The organism is Enterobacter cloacae complex sp. P38RS (assembly GCF_014930775.1).
GTDB classification, from domain to species: domain Bacteria; phylum Pseudomonadota; class Gammaproteobacteria; order Enterobacterales; family Enterobacteriaceae; genus Enterobacter; species Enterobacter bugandensis.
In genome coordinates this window covers 1-19,105 of sequence record NZ_JADBRS010000009.1, presented here as the reverse complement: position 1 = coordinate 19,105, position 19,105 = coordinate 1, and the positions used below count along the sequence as shown (strand labels likewise).

Genomic DNA, 19,105 nt, shown 5'->3' with positions numbered 1-19,105 from the left:
CATTTTGTTATCATTACATAGACATGTTACGCTGTCTTTGCCGGTCAAGATCCTTATGACATAAATGCCTTAGCCATGGCAAAACGCTGTTATGCTGTTCGTTAGTCGTCTGTTTATTGATTTTAATCAGCAAGGGCGGGCCATTAATTCGGCACATTTTCATCCTTCATTTTTATATTAATTTTTTATATCTCAGGGCAGAAAGACACAGGGGAAATCATGCTTACGTTTATCGAACTCCTAATTGGGGTCGTCGTCATTGTGGGTGTAGCTCGCTACATCATTAAAGGATACTCAGCCACGGGCGTTTTATTTGTCGGTGGTTTAACGCTGCTGATAATCAGCGCAGTAATGGGTCATCAGGTTTTACCTGCCAGCGCAGCCAGCACGGGCTACACCGCCACGGATATTGTTGAATATATTAAAATCCTGCTCATGAGCCGCGGTGGCGATCTGGGTATGATGATCATGATGCTGTGCGGTTTTGCAGCCTATATGACCCATATCGGCGCGAACGACATGGTTGTGAAGCTTGCCTCGAAACCCCTGCAGTACATTAACTCGCCGTATCTGTTGATGGTTGCCGCCTATTTCCTCGCCTGCCTGATGTCGCTGGCCGTTTCATCGGCAACCGGGCTTGGCGTACTGTTAATGGCCACGCTGTTCCCGGTGATGGTGAACGTGGGGATCAGCCGTGGGGCAGCGGCGGCAATTTGCGCCTCCCCCGCGGCCATTATTCTCTCCCCGACGTCAGGTGACGTTGTGCTGGCGGCGAAAGCAGCCGAAATGTCGCTTATCGACTTCGCCTTTAAAACCACGCTGCCGATCTCGATTGTCGCCATTGTGGGAATGGGTATCGCGCATTTCTTCTGGCAGCGCTATCTCGATAAGAAAGAGAACATCAGCCATGAAATGATGGATGTAAGCGAAATCACCACCACCGCGCCGGCGTTCTATGCCATTTTGCCGTTCACGCCAATTATCGGCGTGCTCATTTTTGACGGGAAATGGGGCCCGCAGCTGCACATTATTACTATCCTGGTTATCTGTATGCTCTTAGCCGCTGTGCTGGAGTTCGTGCGCGGTTTCAACACCCAAAAAGTCTTCTCCGGCCTTGAGGTCGCGTATCGCGGTATGGCAGATGCGTTTGCTGGCGTGGTGATGCTGTTGGTTGCAGCAGGTGTCTTTGCCCAGGGTCTGAGCACGATCGGCTTTATCCAGAGCCTGATCTCCATCGCCACCTCGTTTGGCTCGGCCAGTATTATCCTGATGCTGGTCCTGGTGGTACTGACCATGCTGGCGGCAATGACCACCGGTTCCGGGAATGCGCCATTTTACGCCTTCGTTGAGATGATCCCTAAGCTGGCTCACTCGTCCGGTATCAACCCGGCTTATCTTTCCATTCCGATGCTCCAGGCCTCAAACCTGGGTCGTACCATCTCGCCTGTCTCAGGCGTGGTGGTGGCGGTCGCCGGGATGGCCAAAATCTCGCCGTTTGAAGTGGTGAAACGCACGTCAGTGCCGGTGCTGGTTGGGCTAATCATCGTTATTATTGCTACCGAAGTGCTGGTTCCCGGCGCCGCCTAAGTGAAATTCCTGATTACCTAAAAGCGCCTGCGGGCGCTTTTTGTGCTTTAATAACCCACAAAAATGAATTGCGCACAACCAATCAGGAAATCACATGTTCAGGAAGGATATCGTTATCCCGTCTGGCGCAGTAGCGCTTGCACTCAGTCTCTTCTCAGCACAGGCCGAACCCCTCAAGGCCACGCAGTACGGCGATTTCGATCGCTATGTGCTGGCTTTGTCCTGGCAAACGGGATTTTGTCAAAGCATGGTCGAGCGTAACCGCAATGAACCGGATGAATGTCGTCTGCAAAAAGAGCGCGACAATAAAACCGATTTTCTGACCGTTCACGGGCTATGGCCCGGCCTGCCGAAATCCATTGCCGCACGCGGCGTGGATGAACGTCGATGGATGCGATTTGGCTGCGCCACGCGCCCTATCCCGAACATGCCGGAAGTGAAGGCCAGCCGCAAATGCGCAGCAGCCGAAACCGGGCTGTCGCTTTCCGGCGCGGCTAAGCTGAACGAGGTCATGCCGGGCGCGGGTGGAAACTCCTGTCTGGAACGTTACGAATATGCCAAACATGGCGTCTGCTTTGGTTTTGATCCCGATGCCTATTTCGGCACCATGGTGAGAATGAATCAGGAAATGAAAAACAGCGCCGTCGGTCATTTCCTTGCGGAAAATTACGGTAAAACCGTCAGCCGGAGTGATTTTGACAACGCCGTTGCCAAAACCTGGGGCAAGGAAAATATCAAAGCCTTCAAGCTGACCTGCAACGGTAATCCGGCCTATCTGACCGAGATGCAAATTTCACTCAAAGCAGACACCATTAACGCCCCGCTTTCTGCGACATCCTTTGCTCCGCAGCCGCATCCAGGCAACTGCGGAAAACAATTTGTCATTGATAAGGCCGGTTACTGATCGCCCACCACCGGTCGCACCATGTCAAACCGGTGTTCATCACTGATGCCATAGTAAGCCGTCGGCCCACCCGCACGCAGGATGGGCTGCGCTTTCGACGTCTGGTATATCCCCTCTTCCAGCAGCGTTTCGGCAATATGGATCCCGACCACTTCTCCCAGCACCAGCCAGGTATCCACCGGCGTACCGTCGGCGCCGGTAAGCTGAATGCACTGAGACAGGCGGCACTCAAAGTTGACCGGGCTTTCCGCCACGCGGGGGGCGCTCACCAGCTGGCTTGCCGCAGGCGTTAATCCGGAAAAGGTAAATTCGTCCTGGTCGTGAGGCAGCATGGCAGAGGTCTGATTCATCGCTTCCGCAAGATCGCGCGTTGCCAGATTCCAGACAAACTCCTTTGTTTCAACAATATTACGCACGCTGTCCTTCCAGCCGTTGCTTGAAAAGCCAATGATCGGCGGGCGATAGTTAAAGCAGTTGAAGAAGCTATACGGCGCAAGGTTGAGCTGACCGGCCTGGTCGCAAGAGGAGATCCAGCCAATCGGCCGGGGGCCGATAATGGCGTTCAGCGGGTCATGCGGCAGGCCATGCCCCTGAGACGGTTGGTAGAAGTACATAATTCTCTCTCGTTGATGGGTAACGCCCGGGTTCAGAACATACAGCGTAACGCAATCCGCCAGGAATGAAGACTGAATAAATTTCAGTGAAAATTCATATGGCACATGAATGTGACCTTCATCACTTCAAACTTGCGCGTTCAGCCAGTATCATCGGGAGAGTTAAACCCTCGCTGCCAGACGGCGAGGGTTTTCTTTTGGATTGGTTTCTGCGTTAGACGCAGCATTAACGACATGGAGTAAAAAATGTCCAGACCTACAATCATCATCAACGAGCTCGACGCAGAACGTATCGACAGGCTGCTGGAAAAAGCAGAATTCGCCTCACTTCCGGTGGCCGATGCCCTGAATGAGGAACTCGACCGGGCGCAGATGTGCACGCCTGAGACGATGCCGCATAACGTGGTCACCATGAACAGCCAGGTGAAATTCCGCAATCTGACCACCGGTGAAGAGCTGACACGCACGCTGGTTTACCCGGCCCAGATGACCGACAGCAGCGCACAGCTTTCGGTTCTTGCGCCGGTGGGGGCCGCACTGCTGGGGCTGCGCACGGGCGATACCATCCACTGGGACTTGCCGGGCGGTGCCTCCACCCATCTGGAAGTGCTGGAGCTGCTCTACCAGCCAGAAGCCGCGGGCGATTACCTGCGTTAATGTCATTCTGAACAAACGCGACCCGCGTTGCACAGAGGATGCGCCTGCATCCTCTTTCCGAACATCTTCACCCGATTGCGCTACATCGCAGGACAGTACCTTGAGCGCCACCGGCGAGTGACCTCACACCACGCCGCCCGGGAACGCATTTACCAGGCCCTTCACTTTTTGCTCAGCGGCCTCAGGCGTTTCCGCGCCGGGCACCAGAATCACCTTCCGGCACTCCTCCTCCCGTTTTTCGAAAATCTTATAGGCACGTTCCGCATCCGCCAGGGGGAGATAATGCGTCACAATCTCTTCTGGCGTCAGCAGCCCTTTTTCGATCAGCGGTAACAGTTCGCCCAGCCAGGCGTGGACGTGCGTCTGGCCCATCTTAAACGTCAGCCCTTTATCGAAGGCATCCCCAAACAGGAAGCCATGAATAAACCCGGCATACACGCCGGGTACGCTGACCACCCCGCCGCGCCGGACGGCAGCGATACACTGACGCAGCGCTTTGCCGCTGCTGCCCTCAATTTTAAGGTTGCTGAGGATCGTCTCCGTGGTGCTGCCCTTGGCTTCGAACCCGACGGCATCAATGACGGCATCGACACCCCGCTGCCCGGCGGTTTGCTCGATTATCTTTTCCGCCGCGTCGTTATCATCATCAAAATTGATGGGGATAGCACCGTAGCGCGCCTCGGCAAACCGCAGCCGATAGGGGTGATGGTCGATAACAAAGATCTGCTCAGCCCCTAACAGCCGTGCGCAGGCAATCGTCAACAACCCCACCGGACCGGCACCGAAAACGGCGACGCTGGAGCCTTTTTCAATCTGCGCATTTTTTGCCGCCTGCCAGGCGGTGGGTAAAATATCAGAAAGAAACAGGGCCTTATCATCGGAGAGCAGCTGCGGCACCTTAAACGGTCCGACGTTGCCTTTCGGCACGCGCACATATTCCGCCTGTCCTCCCGGCACGCCGCCGTAGAGATGGCTATAGCCAAACAGCGCTGCCGGCGCGGGAATTTGCTTTTTGTTCAGCGCAGCGCCCTGCCCGGCATTGGTATTCTCACAGGCAGCGTACTGCTGCAGACGGCAAAAGAAGCAGTCACCGCAGGCGATGACAAAGGGGATCACCACGCGATCGCCTTTTTGCAGGTCCTTCACCTCTCGACCGCACTCGACGATCTCGCCCATAAATTCATGTCCAAAAATGTCGCCGTGCTGCACCTTTGGGATCTTTCCACGATAGAGATGCAGGTCGGAGCCGCAAATCGCCGTGGCCGTGACGCGCAGGATGATATCGTCGGGCTGTTCAATGATGGGATCGGGGACATTCTCAACGCGAACATGGTGCGGACCGTGGTACGTGAGTGCTTTCATGCGACCTCCGAAAGGTTTCAGGTAAGTTTATAAAGGGTAGCTACCCCTGAAAGTCTGCCGGGAAATACGCGCCTTTTGAGATTTATCCTGGCGAGAGAGGAAAAGTGCCGAAGCGCTTACAGAAACCATTCATATTTTGTGGTTGAATGTATCCAGCGTTTATAAACAAGGAGAAACGGTTATGTATAAGACAATCATTATGCCGGTTGATGTTTTCGAAATGGAACTGAGCGACAAAGCTGTTCGCCACGCGGAATTCCTCGCGCAGCAGGACGGAATTATTCATCTTTTACACGTCTTACCGGGCTCTGCCAGCCTGAGCCTGCACCGCTTTGCCGCCGACGTGCGTCGCTTTGAGGAGCACTTACAGCACGAAGCCGAAACGCGGCTGCAGACCATGGTCGGGCATTTCAGCATCGACCCTTCCCGCATCAAAACCCACGTCCGGTTCGGTAGCGTGCGCGATGCCGTCAATGAACTGGCCGCGGAGCTGAATGCAGACGTGGTGGTGATCGGTTCACGTAATCCCTCCATTACCACTCACCTGCTGGGGTCGAACGCCTCCAGCGTGATCCGCCACACCCATATTCCGGTGATGGTGGTCCGGTAAATACCAACAAAAAACCCCGCTTTCGCGGGGTTTTGTTTATCAGTACAGGTGACCAATATTGACGATGGTGCTGACGGTATCGCCGAAGAAGGTCAGGCGGCTGAGTACCACGCCCACCAGCAGGAGCGCAAACACCGCTTTCTGCATCGGCTGGCGCTTCAGCGATAACGCGCCACCCACAACGCAGCACAGCAGGCTGCCCAGATAGAGCGGCGAGCTTAACCAGGCGTGAGCGGTCATTTTCATGATGGTACCGCCGCTGAGCCACATCACCGGCGCGGCAATCAGCAGCGCCATCAGGGCGATAATCCCCTGGCGCAGCGCGGCGTTTGATCCTTTCAGCCCGAGCAGCGGCGTTGCGGCACAGCCCATCACCCAGACCGTCGCAAAGAACAACATCATGGTGATGCCGTTGGCAATGGCCTGCATCGCCGGTGCCGCGTAGGTCATTCCCTGCACCACCACCAGCAGGATCCCGAACAGGGACGCCAGCAGCGCTGCGCCTTTGTTTCCCTTACTCAGGAAGGCCAGCCCAATCATGGCGCCGTACAGGGTCGCGCCCAGAATTTCGCGGCTCAGCCAGGCATGTTTCAGGTTAATCAACGCGTTGTATGCGTGTTCCGGGTGCGCCAGATGCAGCACCGCGGCAATGGAGGCAACGCCCAGAATCAGCCCGGTAATCAGCCAGTGAAGGCGGGTGCCATGCACTTCACCACGGAGCGTGCGCCAGGTCAGGAGCAGCGTCATCCCGACGGACATCTGGCTTAGCACGGTAAAGATAACGAGCGGTAATTCATACTTTTCCATTATTTATCCCCCGGCTGTTTTGGCTGACGGGCCAGAATGAAGCGCGTACCCGGATTAAGCTGAGGCATCTTCGGGAAGCCCGGCGGATACTGCACGGCATTGTTCGGCAGCGGATCGGCATCCAGATCGATAATCGACAAGGCACCGACCGGACACGCGTTCACGCAGGCCGGGGCCATACCGATATCGAGACGTTCATAGCACATGCTGCACTTCTCCGCCTTTTGCGTCTCTTCATTGAAGCGTGGCGCGCCGTACGGGCAGTTACGGATGCAGTTTTTACAGCCGATACAGCGTTCAGGGTTATGGACCACCACGCCGTCATCACGCTTGGTGTAGGCTTCCACCGGGCATGCCGCCAGACAGGCCGGGTTTTCACAGTGGTTACAGGCCAGCGAGAAAAACGCACGCTCCTCATGCGGATAAATTTCTTTATCCAGCGGATAGACATAGCGCCAGAAGCGATCCGGCTCAAGCTGGTTAAAGCTCTTGCAGGCCATGGCGCATCCGCGGCAGCCAATACATTTATCACTGTTCACTAAAAATGCGCGTCTCATGCGTCTGCTCCTTCATTCGCGATAAGGGCAATGTCGACAAACTGGCTGTGGATCGCCGCGCCAGGCGCGCCGGTTGCCATCTTGCCCATATCGGCTGGCGTATCTTTCACGACGTTCTGCACGTTGTACTTAAGCTTGTTAAACCAGGACTCATACATCACCACGAAATCTTCCGGCACGTTGGTGGTGATCTTCGCCCGCAGCTCCACTTCGCCCACGTCGTTAAACACGCGGACTTTCGCCAGCTCGCGAATACCCTTCTTGTGCGCGGCGGCTGGGTGGATATAGACAAACGGCTCCGGCCAGAAGACCTGCATCCAGTCGAGGTTGACGAACTGAGAGTGGAGGCCGTACTGCAAATGCGGAGTAAACAGATGGAACGGCAGCTTGCCCTCCGCGGCAGGCAGATACTCCGGCAGCGCTTTATGGCCGTTCTTTTCACACAGCTCGGAGAGGAACTCATACTTGCCCGATGGCGTTTTAAACTTGCGGTCGTGCCAGGCCGCCGAGCTGACCATTTTGGCTTTCACCGGACCATCCAGCAGATCGTCCCAGGAGCGGATGCCGAACTGCTTCGCCATGCCCTCATTGAACTCAAGGTCGAGCCATTTTTTCTGGTCAATGTCCTGCGGGAAGGTACAGGAGCCCGGCTCCATTTTGTTGATGGTACGCGAGAGCAGCACGGCAATATCCAAATCGCTCTTGCACTCGTACATCGGTTTAATGGCCGGTTCATTCACCGAAAGCCAGTAATGCCAGTAAGACGACGACAGGTTCCAGTGCTCAAAGGTGGTGGTCACCGGCAGCACAATATCGGCATGCTGCACCGTCTCGTTGAAGAACTGATCGACGCAGACCACCATCTCCAGCTTGCTGAAGGCTTTTTCCATTTTGTTGCGGTCAAAGTCCTGCGCGAACGGGTTCTTGCACGCCACCCACAGCATACGAATGGGCGGATCGTTGGCATCTAGAATGCTCTGCGCGGTCTGGTTCAGGTTCAGCGCGCGGTCGGAATAGTGGCTCTTTTCGCCGCTGTCGCTGACGAACTCCCCTACCGGACCGCTTTCTCCCACCATGCCAACAGATCCGACCGGTGGCTTCTGCGTCATCGCATGATAGTTGTAGCCCCAGGTCTGCAGATGGCCGTAGCGGGCACCGCCGCCTTCCACACCGATGTTGCCTGTCATGGCAACAAAAGCGTCAATGGCGCGCACGTTCGCCCCACCGTTGACGTGGCGCTGCATTCCGTAGCCGATCCAGACGGTGGCAGGTTTTACCGCGGTGAACTCTTCCGCCAGTTGGCGAATCACCTCTGCCGACAGGCCACAGATTTCAGATGCCCACTCCACGGTAATATTGCTGCGCAGATACTGTTCAAATTCCGGGAAGCCGTGCGCGAAGTTGTTCACAAACTCCTGGTCGACGCGGCCAATATCCAGCAGGTGCCGCGCCATTCCCAGCGCCAATGCGCCGTCCGATCCCGGGCGCACGCGCAGATACAAATCGGCTTTCGCGGCGGTTTGCGAGAACAGCGGATCAATGACCACCACTTTCGCCCCTTTCTCACGCGCCTGATAGATGTACTTCATGGTATGCATGGAGCACCAGGCCGGGTTTGCGCCCCAGATAATGATGTATTTGGCTTTCACCAGATCTTCCGGGTCGTTACACCACATGTCGCCCATGTCATAGTGCTGAGCATCGATACCTGCTGGCCAGCATGGCGTACCGGCGAACCGCGTGGTGTAACCGAGAGAAGACATCATCCCCTCCACGGCATAACTCATCACGCCCAGGTTGCCGGAGTATTTCGACAGCGCCAGGCCGAGCATAGACCCGTCTTTCTTTTTAATCTCCAGCATCTTGCTGGCAATGCGCTGCATGGCCTCATCCCAGGAGATGCGACGCCATTTACCGCTGCCGCGCCCATCCTGGATCATCGGGTATTTAATACGGTCCGGGGAGTAGACCCGGCGCGGGTAGGTCAGCCCTTTCACACACGGGGCACCGTGTGTAAACGTGGACTCGCTTGCCCCGTCAACGAAGGTGATGACGTCATCTTTGACCCAGGTTTTTAAGCTGCAGGTGTCGTAGCAGTTACGCGGGCAAGCGTTACGGAAAATTTTGTAGGTTTTTGGGTTAAACGGAATGGGGGGCTGTGCCATGGCACATCGGGATGATAATAGTCCGCCGGGTAATGCGGCAACGGTACCCAGCGCAATCAGTCCTTTTAAAAAGGAGCGCCGGTTTAGCTGCCCTTTATCAATACTCATAATATTACTCTCGTCTTTAATTCATCAAACCAATTAGTCATCTGCAACGCGAGACATTTAATTGCGGTTGTTTTCGCGCAATCCTTTATTTTTGCAATAAATGCGGGGAGCCATAATTCAAGATGCCCCTGCACAAAGCGGGCGAGTGCGTCATGATATTGCGGCGAATGTCTGGCATGCGCGGAGAGCATCACCACCAGCTCCATTTCATAGCTGACGTGATCGTCGGGAACGCTATTTTCCCCGGTCACAAAAAGCCCGATGCTGCGCAGAAATTCGCGTACGCTCAGCGTTGTAGCGCCCATCAGCAGAGGCTCTTCGTCCAGATACACCGAGGCATAAGGCGGCGCCAATAGCGTTGCAGGGCCGACAAACAGGGCGTTGAAATCATACTCAACCTCTAACGCCTCATCCTGCTGCCAGGTTTCACTTTCCGGGAATAAAGGATGTAACGAGGCGCATCGCGATGCCATGTCCGCCGCGTTAAAGAAATCACGAAACATCAATCCCTTTATTTCAAATGGGGTTAACGTCTCATATATTGAAGAAGTAGATGTATCTTTGCCATTCATATTAAATATAAATATTTATCGCTATAAAAACGACAAGATATTATCAGCAGGCTTATTATTTTCTTTGATCGAAGCAGGTAATTAACGCATGAGGGGGTTAATAACGAGGATAATTGAGGGTAAAAAAATCTAAAAAAAAGCCACCTCATAAAGAGGTGGCTACTGCAGGTATGTCTTACTTTCTTTTATTATGCGGTTTTGGTGCGGATCAGGTAGTCAAACGCGCTCAGGGACGCTTTTGCACCTTCGCCAGTCGCGATGATGATCTGCTTGTACGGCACGGTGGTGCAGTCGCCCGCGGCAAACACGCCCTTCACGCTGGTTTCACATTTCGCATCGATGATAATCTCGCCCATGCGGTTGCGCTCAATCGCGCCTTCAAGCCAGGTGGTGTTCGGCAGCAGGCCAATTTGCACGAAGATCCCCGAAAGCTGAACGCTATGAACGTCGCCGCTTACGCGGTCACGGTACTCCAGACCGGTCACTTTGCTGCCGTCGCCCTTCACTTCTGTGGTCTGCGCGTTCAGCACGATGTCGACGTTTTTCAGGCTGTGAACTTTATCCTGCAGCACCTGGTCGGCCTTCATCTCAGGCGCGAACTCCAGCAGCGTCACGTGTTCAACAATCCCCGCCAGGTCGATAGCCGCTTCCACGCCGGAGTTACCGCCGCCGATCACCGCCACCCGTTTGCCTTTAAACAGCGGGCCGTCACAGTGCGGGCAATAGGTCACGCCTTTGGTACGGTATTGATCTTCGCCCGGCACGTTCATGTTGCGCCATTTTGCCCCGGTAGCAACGATCACGCTGCGAGCTTTCAGCACCGCGCCAGAGGCGGTTTCAATCTGGTGTAAGCCCCCTTCCACCGCCGCCGGAATCAGCTTGCTGGCGCTCTGGCTGTCGATCACATCTACCTCGTAATCGCTGACATGAGCCTTCAGCGCACCGGCCAGCTTCTGACCTTCGGTTTTTGGTACGGAAATGTAGTTTTCAATATCCACGGTATCCAGCACCTGTCCGCCAAAGCGTTCGCCCATAAGACCGGTACGAATACCTTTACGTGCAGAGTAAACCGCTGCCGCCGCGCCCGCAGGGCCGGAACCGACAATCAGCACATCGTACGCATCGCGTTTGTTCAGTTCTTCCGCCGCGCGTTTTTCCGCGCCGGTATCCACTTTCGCGACGATTTCCGTCAGCGTCATGCGGCCCTGGCCGAACTCCTGACCGTTCAGATACACCGCCGGAACACCCATCACGTTGCGATCGGTGATTTCATTCTGGAACGTACCGCCGTCAATGGCCGTATGCTTGATGCGCGGGTTAAGGACCGACATCAGGTTCAGCGCCTGCACCACGTCCGGGCAGTTGTGGCAGGAGAGCGAATAATAGGTTTCAAACTCAAAATCGCCGTCGATATCGCGGATCTGCTCCAGCAGCGCCTGCGCTTCTTTTGACGGATGACCGCCGGTCCACAGCAGCGCCAGCACCAGTGAGGTAAATTCATGCCCCAGCGGAGAGCCGGCAAAACGCGGTCCCTTGTCCGAGCCCGGGTTAGTAATCAGGAAAGAGGGTTTACGAACCGCAAGCGAATTGTCTTCTTTGAAGGTCACTTTCGGAGACAGTTCAGCGATCTCCGCCAGCAGCTCTTTGATTTCTGCCGATTTCGCGCTGTCGTCCAGCGTGGCAATCAGCTCAACGGGTTTAGTCAGTTTCTCAAGGTAGGCCTTGAGCTGGGTTTTCATATTGGTGTCGAGCATAGTTCTCCCCTCTCTTAAGACGTCATCATGCAAGCTGCCTTTGCGGGCGGCCTGAATGCAACTTGCATCATGGTGCTGGAATGAAATGGGCGCGGGGGCGCCCATTGATTGCCGGATGGTGAAAACTTAGATTTTACCGACCAGGTCCAGGGATGGAGCCAGGGTCGCTTCGCCTTCTTTCCATTTAGCCGGGCACACTTCACCTGGGTGAGAAGCCACGTACTGAGCCGCTTTCACTTTACGCAGCAGGTCAGAAGCATCACGGCCGATACCTTCAGCGGTAACTTCGATAGCCTGGATAATGCCCTGCGGGTCAACCACGAAGGTTGCACGGTCGGCCAGGCCTTCATCTTCACGCATGTTGTCGAAGTTACGGGTCAGGGCGCCAGTCGGGTCGCCGATCATCGCGTATTTGATTTTCGCGATGGTTTCAGAGCTGCTGTGCCACGCTTTGTGGGTGAAGTGGGTATCGGTAGAGACAGAGTAAACGTCTACGCCCAGCTTCTGCAGTTCGTCGTAATGGTCAGCTACGTCACCCAGTTCGGTCGGGCAAACGAAGGTGAAGTCAGCCGGATAGAAGAAGAAGACGCTCCAGCGACCTTCGGTATCTTTCTCGGTTACTTCAATGAACTCACCGTTTTTGAACGCCTGGTTTTTGAAAGGTTTAATTTTAGTGTTAATCAAAGACATCTGTACTTCCTCCGTGTTTTCGTTGAGAGCTAAGGTAACCAACTTTGCTCATCGGGGCTAATGCGTATGCTTTATCAAATCAATCAGCCAAACCTTACAACTTCAACAAGACAGCAAGGTGAACCTGCTGCGGTACTCCAGAAAGTATAAAGGCCGCCTCAACGGGCGGCCCTGATACCTGAATGCCCGCAGGTACATTCAGTGCCAGCCGAGGCTGGCGTTGCGTTGCGCTCTACATACCTTGTATCAAGGTCGTAACAGCAAGTTGATTACACCACCAGCACCCATCGAGAGCAATCCATCAAAAGCGCGTTCCTGCCTATGGCTGTGATAGGTTTTGACTGAGAGAAATACATTACGCTCGTAAATTAACTTTACGTAATCAATTTACGGCAATATATAAATGTCAACATTTATTAAATTAAACCCAGCCCATTCAAAGATAAAATTATCTTAATCTCACATGTAATTCTATTTCAATAATCCGATGGCGTGATATATTAAGATAACTTAAATAACACTTTAAGTTAGTTAACCACAAGGATTGTAAATGGTTAGCTTTAATCTATAGTTATCATCAATATGTTAACAACAGACTCACGGCAAACAGGATGACACATGGCAAATCTTTATGACCTTAAAAAATTCGACCTTAATTTACTGGTCATTTTTGAGTGTATCTATCAACATCTTAGCATCAGCAAGGCCGCTGAAACGCTTTACATTACCCCTTCAGCCGTCAGTCAGTCTTTGCAACGCCTGCGTGGCCAGCTTAACGATCCGCTGTTTATCCGTTCCGGCAAGGGGATCTCCCCCACGACCGTCGGGACTAACCTGCACCTGCATCTTGAGCAAAACCTCAATCAGATTGAGCAGACCATCAACCTGATGCATAGCACCGATATCAATAAAAACTTTGTCATTTATTGTTCTCAGATGGTGACGCCAGGCTACCTTCTCAACCCTATTCAGTTGTTGATGAATCAGGAAAATTGCTCAGTAGAACAACGTGATATGCTTGTTTCTGCGGAGTCAGCAGAGGATTTACTGGCCTACCGTAAAGCCGATCTCATTTTTACCGTGGCGCCCGTTAATAATCGCTCCGTTGTCTGCTCGCATTTCACCACAATTCCCACAGTCATGATCTGCCGCGAAGACCATCCCAGAATAGGTACAGAAGTCTCCGTCGAGGAGTTGTACCAGGAAAAGTTCACGATGTATCAAAGCACCAACAGTGGCGTGAAGGAGCGTCAGGCTGAAGTCAACGAGGCGTTCCCGGAAAGAAACATCGCGTTTCGGTCAGACTCCCTCAGTTCGCTTCTCTCCATGATCGCCATGTCTGATTTAGTTGGTTATATTCCTGTGTCCATTTTTGAAACCTATAAAGCGGCCTTAAAATTAAAAATCGTTAACACTCCCTTTAAATTACCTGAAGTGGACATCTATATGGTCTACAACCGCGCGTCGTTAAACAGCAGCGTATTCGCCAGCTTTATTGAAAAAATGCATAAGCTGGCTCAATAGAATGGACGCGTCATCGCGAAGGTATTCCCAGCAAGAATAAAGTGAAGGCGTAAAATAATTAGTTGAGAATGAGAACATATAATAACATGATGGCAGTTTAATAGCATTAACGATATTCCATACGCAGGATGCGACTCATCATGTCTATCTATAAATACCCTCTTCAGGAAAACGTTCTGGAGGCTGCTTCAGAACGCATAAACTGGACGCTGCAAAATTTTACCCGCGTGTGCGTCTCTTTTTCTGGCGGAAAAGATTCAACGGTGATGCTTCATCTTGCTGCGCAGCGGGCGCGGCAGCTGAACAGAAAAATAGATGTCCTCTTTCTGGACTGGGAAGCACAGTTCTCCTGCACCATTGAGCATATTGAGAACATGAGGACCCAGTATCGTGACGTCATCAATCAGTTCTGGTGGGTGGCGCTGCCAATCACCACGCAAAATGCCCTCTCTCAGTACCAGCCGGAATGGCAGTGCTGGGAACCCGGCATAAGTTGGGTCAGACAGCCTCCGCCTGATGCCATCACCAGTACGTGTTATTTTGATTTTTATCAGCAGGGGATGACCTTCGAGGCCTTCGTCAGGGACTTTGCCGAATGGTATGCGCGAAGGCGCCCCGCCGCAGTGATGGTGGGCATCCGCGCCGACGAATCCTATAACCGCTTCCTGGCAATCGCCTGCGCGCGCAAGCAGCGCTTTTCCGACGACAAACCCTGGACGACCGTCGCGCCCGGCGGTCATGCCTGGTATATCTATCCTCTCTACGACTGGAAAACCGCCGACATCTGGACCTGGTTTGCCAAAACGGGCTGCGCCTATAACCCCCTCTACAATCTGATGTACCAGGCCGGCGTGCCGCCGCGCTACATGCGCATCTGTGAACCCTTTGGCCCGGAGCAGCGACAGGGCTTATGGCTCTATCATGTCGTTGAACCTGAACGCTGGGCCGCCATGTGCGCACGCGTTAGCGGTGTGCGCAGCGGCGGGATTTACGCGGGGCACGACAACCACTTCTACGGTCACAGAAAGATCCTCAAGCCCGACCACCTCAGCTGGCAAGAGTACGCCATGCTGCTCCTCGACAGCATGCCGCAACAGACGGCTGAACATTATCGCAATAAAGTCGCGGTGTACCTGCACTGGTATCAGAAGCGCGGGATGTCCGATCTTCCCGATACGCAGGAGGGTGATATCGGCTCAAAGGATATTCCGTCCTGGCGGCGAATATGCAAGGTTCTGCTCAACAACGATTACTGGTGTCGGGCCCTCTCCTTTAGCCCGAACAAACCAAAGCACTATCAGCGCTATAGCGAACGGATGAAATCAAAACGCAATGAGTGGGGGATCTTATGCAGCAACGACTGATTACCGAACTGGAAACCTATTTGCAGACGCTCACCGACGAGCAACGTATAGATGCCATCAATGCTTTTCGCCAGGCCATGCATCATCTCAGCCCCTTCAGCGACCAGCCCGTCGACTGCGTGCTGTGGATAAAGCAGGACGCTATCGTTGCCAACGACTACAACCCAAATAACGTGGCGCCGCCGGAAAAGCGTCTGCTGAGTCAATCGCTCGAGCTCGACGGGTTTACGCAGCCCATCGTGGTGACGGAAAGCGAGCCGGCGCATTACGAAATTGTCGACGGCTTCCATCGTCACGAAATCGGTAAAAGCAGGGCCGCGCTGAAGCGCCAGCTTCGGGGCTATTTGCCCGTCACCTGCCTGCGCAAAGATCGCCAGCAAAAGCTTGACCGGATGGCCGCCACCATCCGCCACAACCGCGCGCGGGGACGCCACCAGATCAACGCCATGTCCGACATCGTCCGGGAGTTGGCCCAGCTTGGCTGGAACGATGAGAAAATCGGTAAGGAACTGGGGATGGACAGCGACGAGGTGCTGCGCCTGAAGCAGATCAACGGCCTGCTGGAGCTTTTTGCAGACCGTCGCTATTCCGAAGCCTGGACGGTGAAATAGTCAGAGCGTCGCCAGACGCTCCGCCGCCGCCAGCAGCGTCGATTCCTGCTTCGCAAAGCACAGACGAACCAGCTTATGCGGGAAGGGATCGGCGCAGAACACCGACAGCGGAATAGCCGCCACGCCCACCTCCGTCGTCAGCCACCGGCAAAAGCTGACGTCGTCCAGATCGGAAATCGCGCTGTAGTCCGCCAGCAGGAAGTAGGTTCCTCCGCAGGGCAGTATTTCCAGGCGGCTTTTGCCGAGCGCGGCCACGAACAGATCCCGACGCGCGCGGTAAAAATCCGGCAGCTCGCGATAGTGCTGCGGTTCGCTGCGCAGCATGTCCGCCAGCGCCAGCTGGGCAGGCGTGTTGACCGCAAAGGTCAGGTACTGGTGCACCTTGCGCAGCTCCGCGCTGATGGCCGCCGGGGCCACGCAGTACCCTACCTTCCAGCCGGTCATATGGTAGGTTTTTCCAAATGACGACACCGCTACCGCTCGCTCGCGAAGCTGCGGATGGGCCAGCACGCTGGCGTGCCCTTCCGCCGCAAAGCAGATGTGCTCGTAGACTTCATCGCTCAGGACGTAAATTTCCCGTTCGGCAATAGCCTGCCACAGCGCGGCAAAATCGGCCTTTTGCCACACCGTAGCCGACGGGTTGTGCGGGGTATTCAGGATCACCAGACGCGTTTTATCACTCAGCAGCGCGGCGAACGCCTGCCAGTCAGGACGGAAGTGCGGCGGCTGGAGGGCCATGCGCTTCACCACGCCACCGGAGAGTTCAACCGCAGGCGCATAGCTGTCGTAGCTCGGGTCAAAGCAAATAACTTCATCCCCAGCGCGCACCAGCGCGGTGATGGCCGCGTACAGCGCTTCGGTCGCCCCTGCCGTCACCGTGATCTCGCTGTTCGCATCGGGGTGATAGCCATAAAGCGCCGCCGTTTTGTCGGCAATGGCTTCCCGCAGCGCCTGCACGCCGGTCATCGGCGCATACTGATTCGCCCCCTGCGCCACGTGGTGCGCCAGACGTTCCTGCAAATATTTCGGACCATCGAAATCGGGGAACCCCTGCGAGAGGTTAATGGCATTGTGCTGCTGCGCCAGGGCGCTCATCTGCGTAAAGATGGTGGTACCGAGATTGGGAAGTTTACTTTGCGGAATCAATGCATTAATGCTCATTGTGTTGTGCCTGCTTGTAATACTTATGTTGCTGCCACTATAACACGATGTTAGTCTTTGGCAATCAAGACGCTTAGACGTCTAAACAATATGAATATTCCTGTCCGAGAGGGTAAAGGGAAAATGACAGACAACCTGCAACTCACGCATCTGGTCGACGCCTGCCGCTGGATAGGTGCCAAAGGCTGGGCACCCGCCACCGGCGGTAATATGTCGGTGCGTCAGGACGAGCACCTCTGCTGGCTCAGCGAATCCGGCAAGGACAAAGGCAGCCTGACCACCGAAGATTTTCTACAGGTTGAGATCGCCACCAACCGCGCGCCGTCCGGTCGAAAACCGTCGGCGGAGACCGGGCTGCACACCCTTATCTATCGCCTGTTCCCGGAGGCTAACGCTGTCCTGCACGTTCATACCGTTAACGCCACGGTGCTGTCGCGTCTGGTCAAAGAAGCCGAACTGAATATCAGCGGTTTCGAGATGCAGAAATCGCTTACCGGGCAGACTACCCATCTGGATACCGTCGCCATCCCGGTGTTTGATAACGACCAGGACATCGACGCCCTCGCCTCGCGCATCGCCCATTACGCCCAAGAGCGTCCGCTTAATTATGGTTTTCTTCTGCGCGGCCATGGCTTAACCTGCTGGGGACGCGACGTGGCCGAAGCCCGCCGTCATCTGGAAGGTTTAGAATTCTTATTTGAATGCGAAATGCGTTTACGACAACTGGAGAGAGTATGATTCGCGCGATTGTGACGGATATTGAAGGGACCACCAGCGATATCCGTTTTGTCCATGACGTTTTGTTCCCCTACGCGCGTGAGCGGCTGGCGGCCTTCGTAACCGCTCAGCAGTACGCCGAGCCGGTCAAATCCATTCTGGACAACCTGCGCGAAGAAATCGCTCACCCACACGCCAGCGTCGGCGAACTTATCGATGCTCTGTTTGCCTTTATGGATGAAGACCGCAAATCGACCGCGCTAAAAGCGCTGCAGGGGATCATCTGGCACGACGGCTACGTCAACGGCGACTTTACCGGCCATCTCTACCCGGACGTGCTCCCCGCGCTGGAAAAATGGAAGGCGCAAGGAATTGATCTCTATGTTTATTCCTCTGGCTCCGTTGCCGCGCAGAAACTGTTATTTGGCTACAGCGTCGAAGGTGATATTACTCATCTGTTCAGCGGCTACTTCGACACCCGCATCGGCGCCAAGCGCGAGGTGCAGTCTTATCAGAACATTGCAGCGCAAACGGGCATTGCCCCGTCGCAGATCCTGTTCCTCTCCGATATCCATCAGGAGCTGGACGCGGCTGAACGGGCAGGCTTTCGTACCCTGCAGCTGATTCGCGGCGATGATGACGGCGCAAGCCACCACCATCAGGTCCACCAGTTTGACGAGATTAACCCGGAGCAGATCCCTTCATGAGCGCATTGACCATTTATTCCGACAAAGACGCCAGCCAGCACCAGTGGCACAGCACCGACGCCGCCGAGATTGCCCAACAGCTCAACGCCAAAGGCGTGCGCTTTGAGCGCTGGGCGGCAGACCGTGATTTAGGGCAGGATCCTGCGCCCGAAGCCGTGATCGCGGCGTATCAGCATGCGATCGACAAGCTGGTGGCAGAGAAAGGCTACCAGAGCTGGGACGTGATCAGCCTGCGCGCCGACAATCCGCAGAAAGAGGCGCTGCGCGCGAAGTTTCTCAACGAGCACACCCACGGCGAAGACGAAGTGCGTTTTTTCGTGGAAGGCGCGGGCTTGTTCTGCCTGCACATTGGCGATGAGGTGTACCAGGTACTGTGCGAGAAAAACGACCTGATTTCCGTGCCGGCGGGCACGCCGCACTGGTTTGATATGGGCTCAGAGCCGAGCTTTACGGCCATTCGTATTTTCGACAATCCGGAGGGATGGGTGGCGCAGTTTACGGGCGATGCAATCGCGGATGCGTATCCACGCCTGGCCTGATCTTTTCTCTCTCTCCCTGTGGGTGTACAGTCCGGGGACATGGTAGACAGGTGTTCGGGGACATGGTGAACACTTTTTAACATCCTTTACCCATG

The 19,105-nt window shown here is 54.7% G+C and carries 19 protein-coding genes; 10 read left to right on the top strand and 9 right to left on the bottom strand.

Features of this window, described 5'->3' with window-relative positions:
• Positions 1-219: 219 nt before the first annotated feature.
• Positions 220-1,587 (top strand): anaerobic C4-dicarboxylate transporter DcuC, encoded by a 1,368-nt coding sequence (gene dcuC, locus IM303_RS13280; protein WP_028012328.1) that lies wholly within the window; start codon positions 220-222, stop codon positions 1,585-1,587.
• Positions 1,588-1,681: 94 nt separating this feature from the next.
• On the top strand, positions 1,682-2,491 hold the full coding sequence (rna, locus tag IM303_RS13275) for a ribonuclease I (protein ID WP_028012327.1): 810 nt from the start codon (positions 1,682-1,684) through the stop codon (positions 2,489-2,491).
• On the opposite strand, the gene IM303_RS13270 is transcribed toward rna, so the two are convergent.
• On the bottom strand, positions 2,485-3,105 hold the full coding sequence (locus tag IM303_RS13270) for a flavin reductase family protein (RefSeq protein ID WP_048999853.1): 621 nt from the start codon (positions 3,103-3,105) through the stop codon (positions 2,485-2,487). The genes rna and IM303_RS13270 overlap by 7 nt on opposite strands.
• A 246-nt stretch (positions 3,106-3,351) precedes the next feature.
• On the opposite strand from IM303_RS13270, the gene rnk reads away from it, so the two are divergent.
• Positions 3,352-3,762, top strand: coding sequence for a nucleoside diphosphate kinase regulator (gene rnk / locus IM303_RS13265; protein ID WP_028012325.1), 411 nt, complete (start codon positions 3,352-3,354; stop codon positions 3,760-3,762).
• 123 nt (positions 3,763-3,885) lie between these two features.
• On the opposite strand, the gene IM303_RS13260 is transcribed toward rnk, so the two are convergent.
• Positions 3,886-5,124 (bottom strand): zinc-dependent alcohol dehydrogenase, encoded by a 1,239-nt coding sequence (locus IM303_RS13260; RefSeq protein ID WP_028012324.1) that lies wholly within the window; start codon positions 5,122-5,124, stop codon positions 3,886-3,888.
• A 181-nt stretch (positions 5,125-5,305) separates the two neighbouring features.
• On the opposite strand from IM303_RS13260, the gene uspG reads away from it, so the two are divergent.
• Entirely contained in the window at positions 5,306-5,734 is a 429-nt protein-coding gene (gene uspG, locus IM303_RS13255; protein ID WP_028012323.1) for a universal stress protein UspG, read from the top strand.
• Positions 5,735-5,773: 39 nt separating this feature from the next.
• Here the strand turns inward: uspG and IM303_RS13250 are convergent, their stop codons facing one another.
• The 6 genes from IM303_RS13250 to ahpC form a co-directional block, all read right to left on the bottom strand.
• Complete coding sequence (locus IM303_RS13250; protein WP_041910926.1) at positions 5,774-6,541, bottom strand: DmsC/YnfH family molybdoenzyme membrane anchor subunit; 768 nt, start codon at positions 6,539-6,541, stop codon at positions 5,774-5,776.
• Entirely contained in the window at positions 6,541-7,098 is a 558-nt protein-coding gene (locus IM303_RS13245) for a 4Fe-4S dicluster domain-containing protein (RefSeq protein WP_028012321.1), read from the bottom strand. Before IM303_RS13245 ends, IM303_RS13250 begins: the two co-directional genes overlap by 1 nt.
• Positions 7,095-9,371: a molybdopterin-dependent oxidoreductase gene (locus IM303_RS13240; protein WP_193360013.1), complete on the bottom strand. Its 2,277-nt coding sequence runs from the start codon at positions 9,369-9,371 to the stop codon at positions 7,095-7,097. The genes IM303_RS13245 and IM303_RS13240 overlap by 4 nt, the downstream gene beginning before the upstream one ends.
• Entirely contained in the window at positions 9,368-9,874 is a 507-nt protein-coding gene (locus tag IM303_RS13235; protein WP_048999857.1) for a molecular chaperone, read from the bottom strand. The genes IM303_RS13240 and IM303_RS13235 overlap by 4 nt, the downstream gene beginning before the upstream one ends.
• Before the next feature lie 257 nt (positions 9,875-10,131).
• Positions 10,132-11,697: an alkyl hydroperoxide reductase subunit F gene (ahpF, locus tag IM303_RS13230; protein ID WP_193360012.1), complete on the bottom strand. Its 1,566-nt coding sequence runs from the start codon at positions 11,695-11,697 to the stop codon at positions 10,132-10,134.
• Positions 11,698-11,823: 126 nt separating this feature from the next.
• Positions 11,824-12,387, bottom strand: a complete 564-nt coding sequence (gene ahpC, locus IM303_RS13225; RefSeq protein WP_008501015.1) for an alkyl hydroperoxide reductase subunit C — start codon at positions 12,385-12,387, stop codon at positions 11,824-11,826.
• A gap of 618 nt (positions 12,388-13,005) precedes the next feature.
• Between ahpC and IM303_RS13220 the strand changes: the two genes are divergently transcribed.
• From IM303_RS13220 to IM303_RS13210, 3 genes are all read left to right on the top strand, one after another.
• On the top strand, positions 13,006-13,911 hold the full coding sequence (locus IM303_RS13220; RefSeq protein WP_048999858.1) for a LysR substrate-binding domain-containing protein: 906 nt from the start codon (positions 13,006-13,008) through the stop codon (positions 13,909-13,911).
• Positions 13,912-14,051: 140 nt separating this feature from the next.
• The gene (locus IM303_RS13215) at positions 14,052-15,275 is read left to right on the top strand and encodes a phosphoadenosine phosphosulfate reductase (RefSeq protein WP_047367717.1); all 1,224 of its coding nucleotides are present in this window, start codon (positions 14,052-14,054) and stop codon (positions 15,273-15,275) included.
• The gene (locus IM303_RS13210) at positions 15,260-15,886 is read left to right on the top strand and encodes a ParB/RepB/Spo0J family partition protein (RefSeq protein WP_028012316.1); all 627 of its coding nucleotides are present in this window, start codon (positions 15,260-15,262) and stop codon (positions 15,884-15,886) included. Before IM303_RS13215 ends, IM303_RS13210 begins: the two co-directional genes overlap by 16 nt.
• Here the strand turns inward: IM303_RS13210 and IM303_RS13205 are convergent, their stop codons facing one another.
• Positions 15,887-17,047: a pyridoxal phosphate-dependent aminotransferase gene (locus IM303_RS13205; protein WP_193360011.1), complete on the bottom strand. Its 1,161-nt coding sequence runs from the start codon at positions 17,045-17,047 to the stop codon at positions 15,887-15,889.
• A 123-nt stretch (positions 17,048-17,170) separates the two neighbouring features.
• Here IM303_RS13205 and IM303_RS13200 point away from each other — a divergent pair, with 123 nt between their 5' ends.
• From IM303_RS13200 to IM303_RS13190, 3 genes are read left to right on the top strand one after another with little or no spacing between them, the layout of a single operon-like run.
• Positions 17,171-17,785, top strand: a complete 615-nt coding sequence (locus IM303_RS13200; RefSeq protein ID WP_193360010.1) for a methylthioribulose 1-phosphate dehydratase — start codon at positions 17,171-17,173, stop codon at positions 17,783-17,785.
• The gene (gene mtnC, locus IM303_RS13195; protein WP_193360009.1) at positions 17,782-18,471 is read left to right on the top strand and encodes an acireductone synthase; all 690 of its coding nucleotides are present in this window, start codon (positions 17,782-17,784) and stop codon (positions 18,469-18,471) included. Before IM303_RS13200 ends, mtnC begins: the two co-directional genes overlap by 4 nt.
• On the top strand, positions 18,468-19,010 hold the full coding sequence (locus IM303_RS13190) for an acireductone dioxygenase (RefSeq protein WP_193360008.1): 543 nt from the start codon (positions 18,468-18,470) through the stop codon (positions 19,008-19,010). The genes mtnC and IM303_RS13190 overlap by 4 nt, the downstream gene beginning before the upstream one ends.
• Positions 19,011-19,105: the final 95 nt, after the last annotated feature.

Excerpts from the sequence above, each read along its gene's own strand:
- dcuC (WP_028012328.1), top strand. The coding sequence starts at position 220 with ATGCTTACGTTTATCGAACTCCTAATTGGGGTCGTCGTCATTGTGGGT.
- rna (WP_028012327.1), top strand. The coding sequence starts at position 1,682 with ATGTTCAGGAAGGATATCGTTATCCCGTCTGGCGCAGTAGCGCTTGCA.
- IM303_RS13270 (WP_048999853.1), bottom strand. The coding sequence starts at position 3,105 with ATGTACTTCTACCAACCGTCTCAGGGGCATGGCCTGCCGCATGACCCG.
- rnk (WP_028012325.1), top strand. The coding sequence starts at position 3,352 with ATGTCCAGACCTACAATCATCATCAACGAGCTCGACGCAGAACGTATC.
- IM303_RS13260 (WP_028012324.1), bottom strand. The coding sequence starts at position 5,124 with ATGAAAGCACTCACGTACCACGGTCCGCACCATGTTCGCGTTGAGAAT.
- uspG (WP_028012323.1), top strand. The coding sequence starts at position 5,306 with ATGTATAAGACAATCATTATGCCGGTTGATGTTTTCGAAATGGAACTG.
- IM303_RS13250 (WP_041910926.1), bottom strand. The coding sequence starts at position 6,541 with ATGGAAAAGTATGAATTACCGCTCGTTATCTTTACCGTGCTAAGCCAG.
- IM303_RS13245 (WP_028012321.1), bottom strand. The coding sequence starts at position 7,098 with ATGAGACGCGCATTTTTAGTGAACAGTGATAAATGTATTGGCTGCCGC.
- IM303_RS13240 (WP_193360013.1), bottom strand. The coding sequence starts at position 9,371 with ATGAGTATTGATAAAGGGCAGCTAAACCGGCGCTCCTTTTTAAAAGGA.
- IM303_RS13235 (WP_048999857.1), bottom strand. The coding sequence starts at position 9,874 with ATGTTTCGTGATTTCTTTAACGCGGCGGACATGGCATCGCGATGCGCC.
- ahpF (WP_193360012.1), bottom strand. The coding sequence starts at position 11,697 with ATGCTCGACACCAATATGAAAACCCAGCTCAAGGCCTACCTTGAGAAA.
- ahpC (WP_008501015.1), bottom strand. The coding sequence starts at position 12,387 with ATGTCTTTGATTAACACTAAAATTAAACCTTTCAAAAACCAGGCGTTC.
- IM303_RS13220 (WP_048999858.1), top strand. The coding sequence starts at position 13,006 with ATGGCAAATCTTTATGACCTTAAAAAATTCGACCTTAATTTACTGGTC.
- IM303_RS13215 (WP_047367717.1), top strand. The coding sequence starts at position 14,052 with ATGTCTATCTATAAATACCCTCTTCAGGAAAACGTTCTGGAGGCTGCT.
- IM303_RS13210 (WP_028012316.1), top strand. The coding sequence starts at position 15,260 with ATGCAGCAACGACTGATTACCGAACTGGAAACCTATTTGCAGACGCTC.
- IM303_RS13205 (WP_193360011.1), bottom strand. The coding sequence starts at position 17,047 with ATGAGCATTAATGCATTGATTCCGCAAAGTAAACTTCCCAATCTCGGT.
- IM303_RS13200 (WP_193360010.1), top strand. The coding sequence starts at position 17,171 with ATGACAGACAACCTGCAACTCACGCATCTGGTCGACGCCTGCCGCTGG.
- mtnC (WP_193360009.1), top strand. The coding sequence starts at position 17,782 with ATGATTCGCGCGATTGTGACGGATATTGAAGGGACCACCAGCGATATC.
- IM303_RS13190 (WP_193360008.1), top strand. The coding sequence starts at position 18,468 with ATGAGCGCATTGACCATTTATTCCGACAAAGACGCCAGCCAGCACCAG.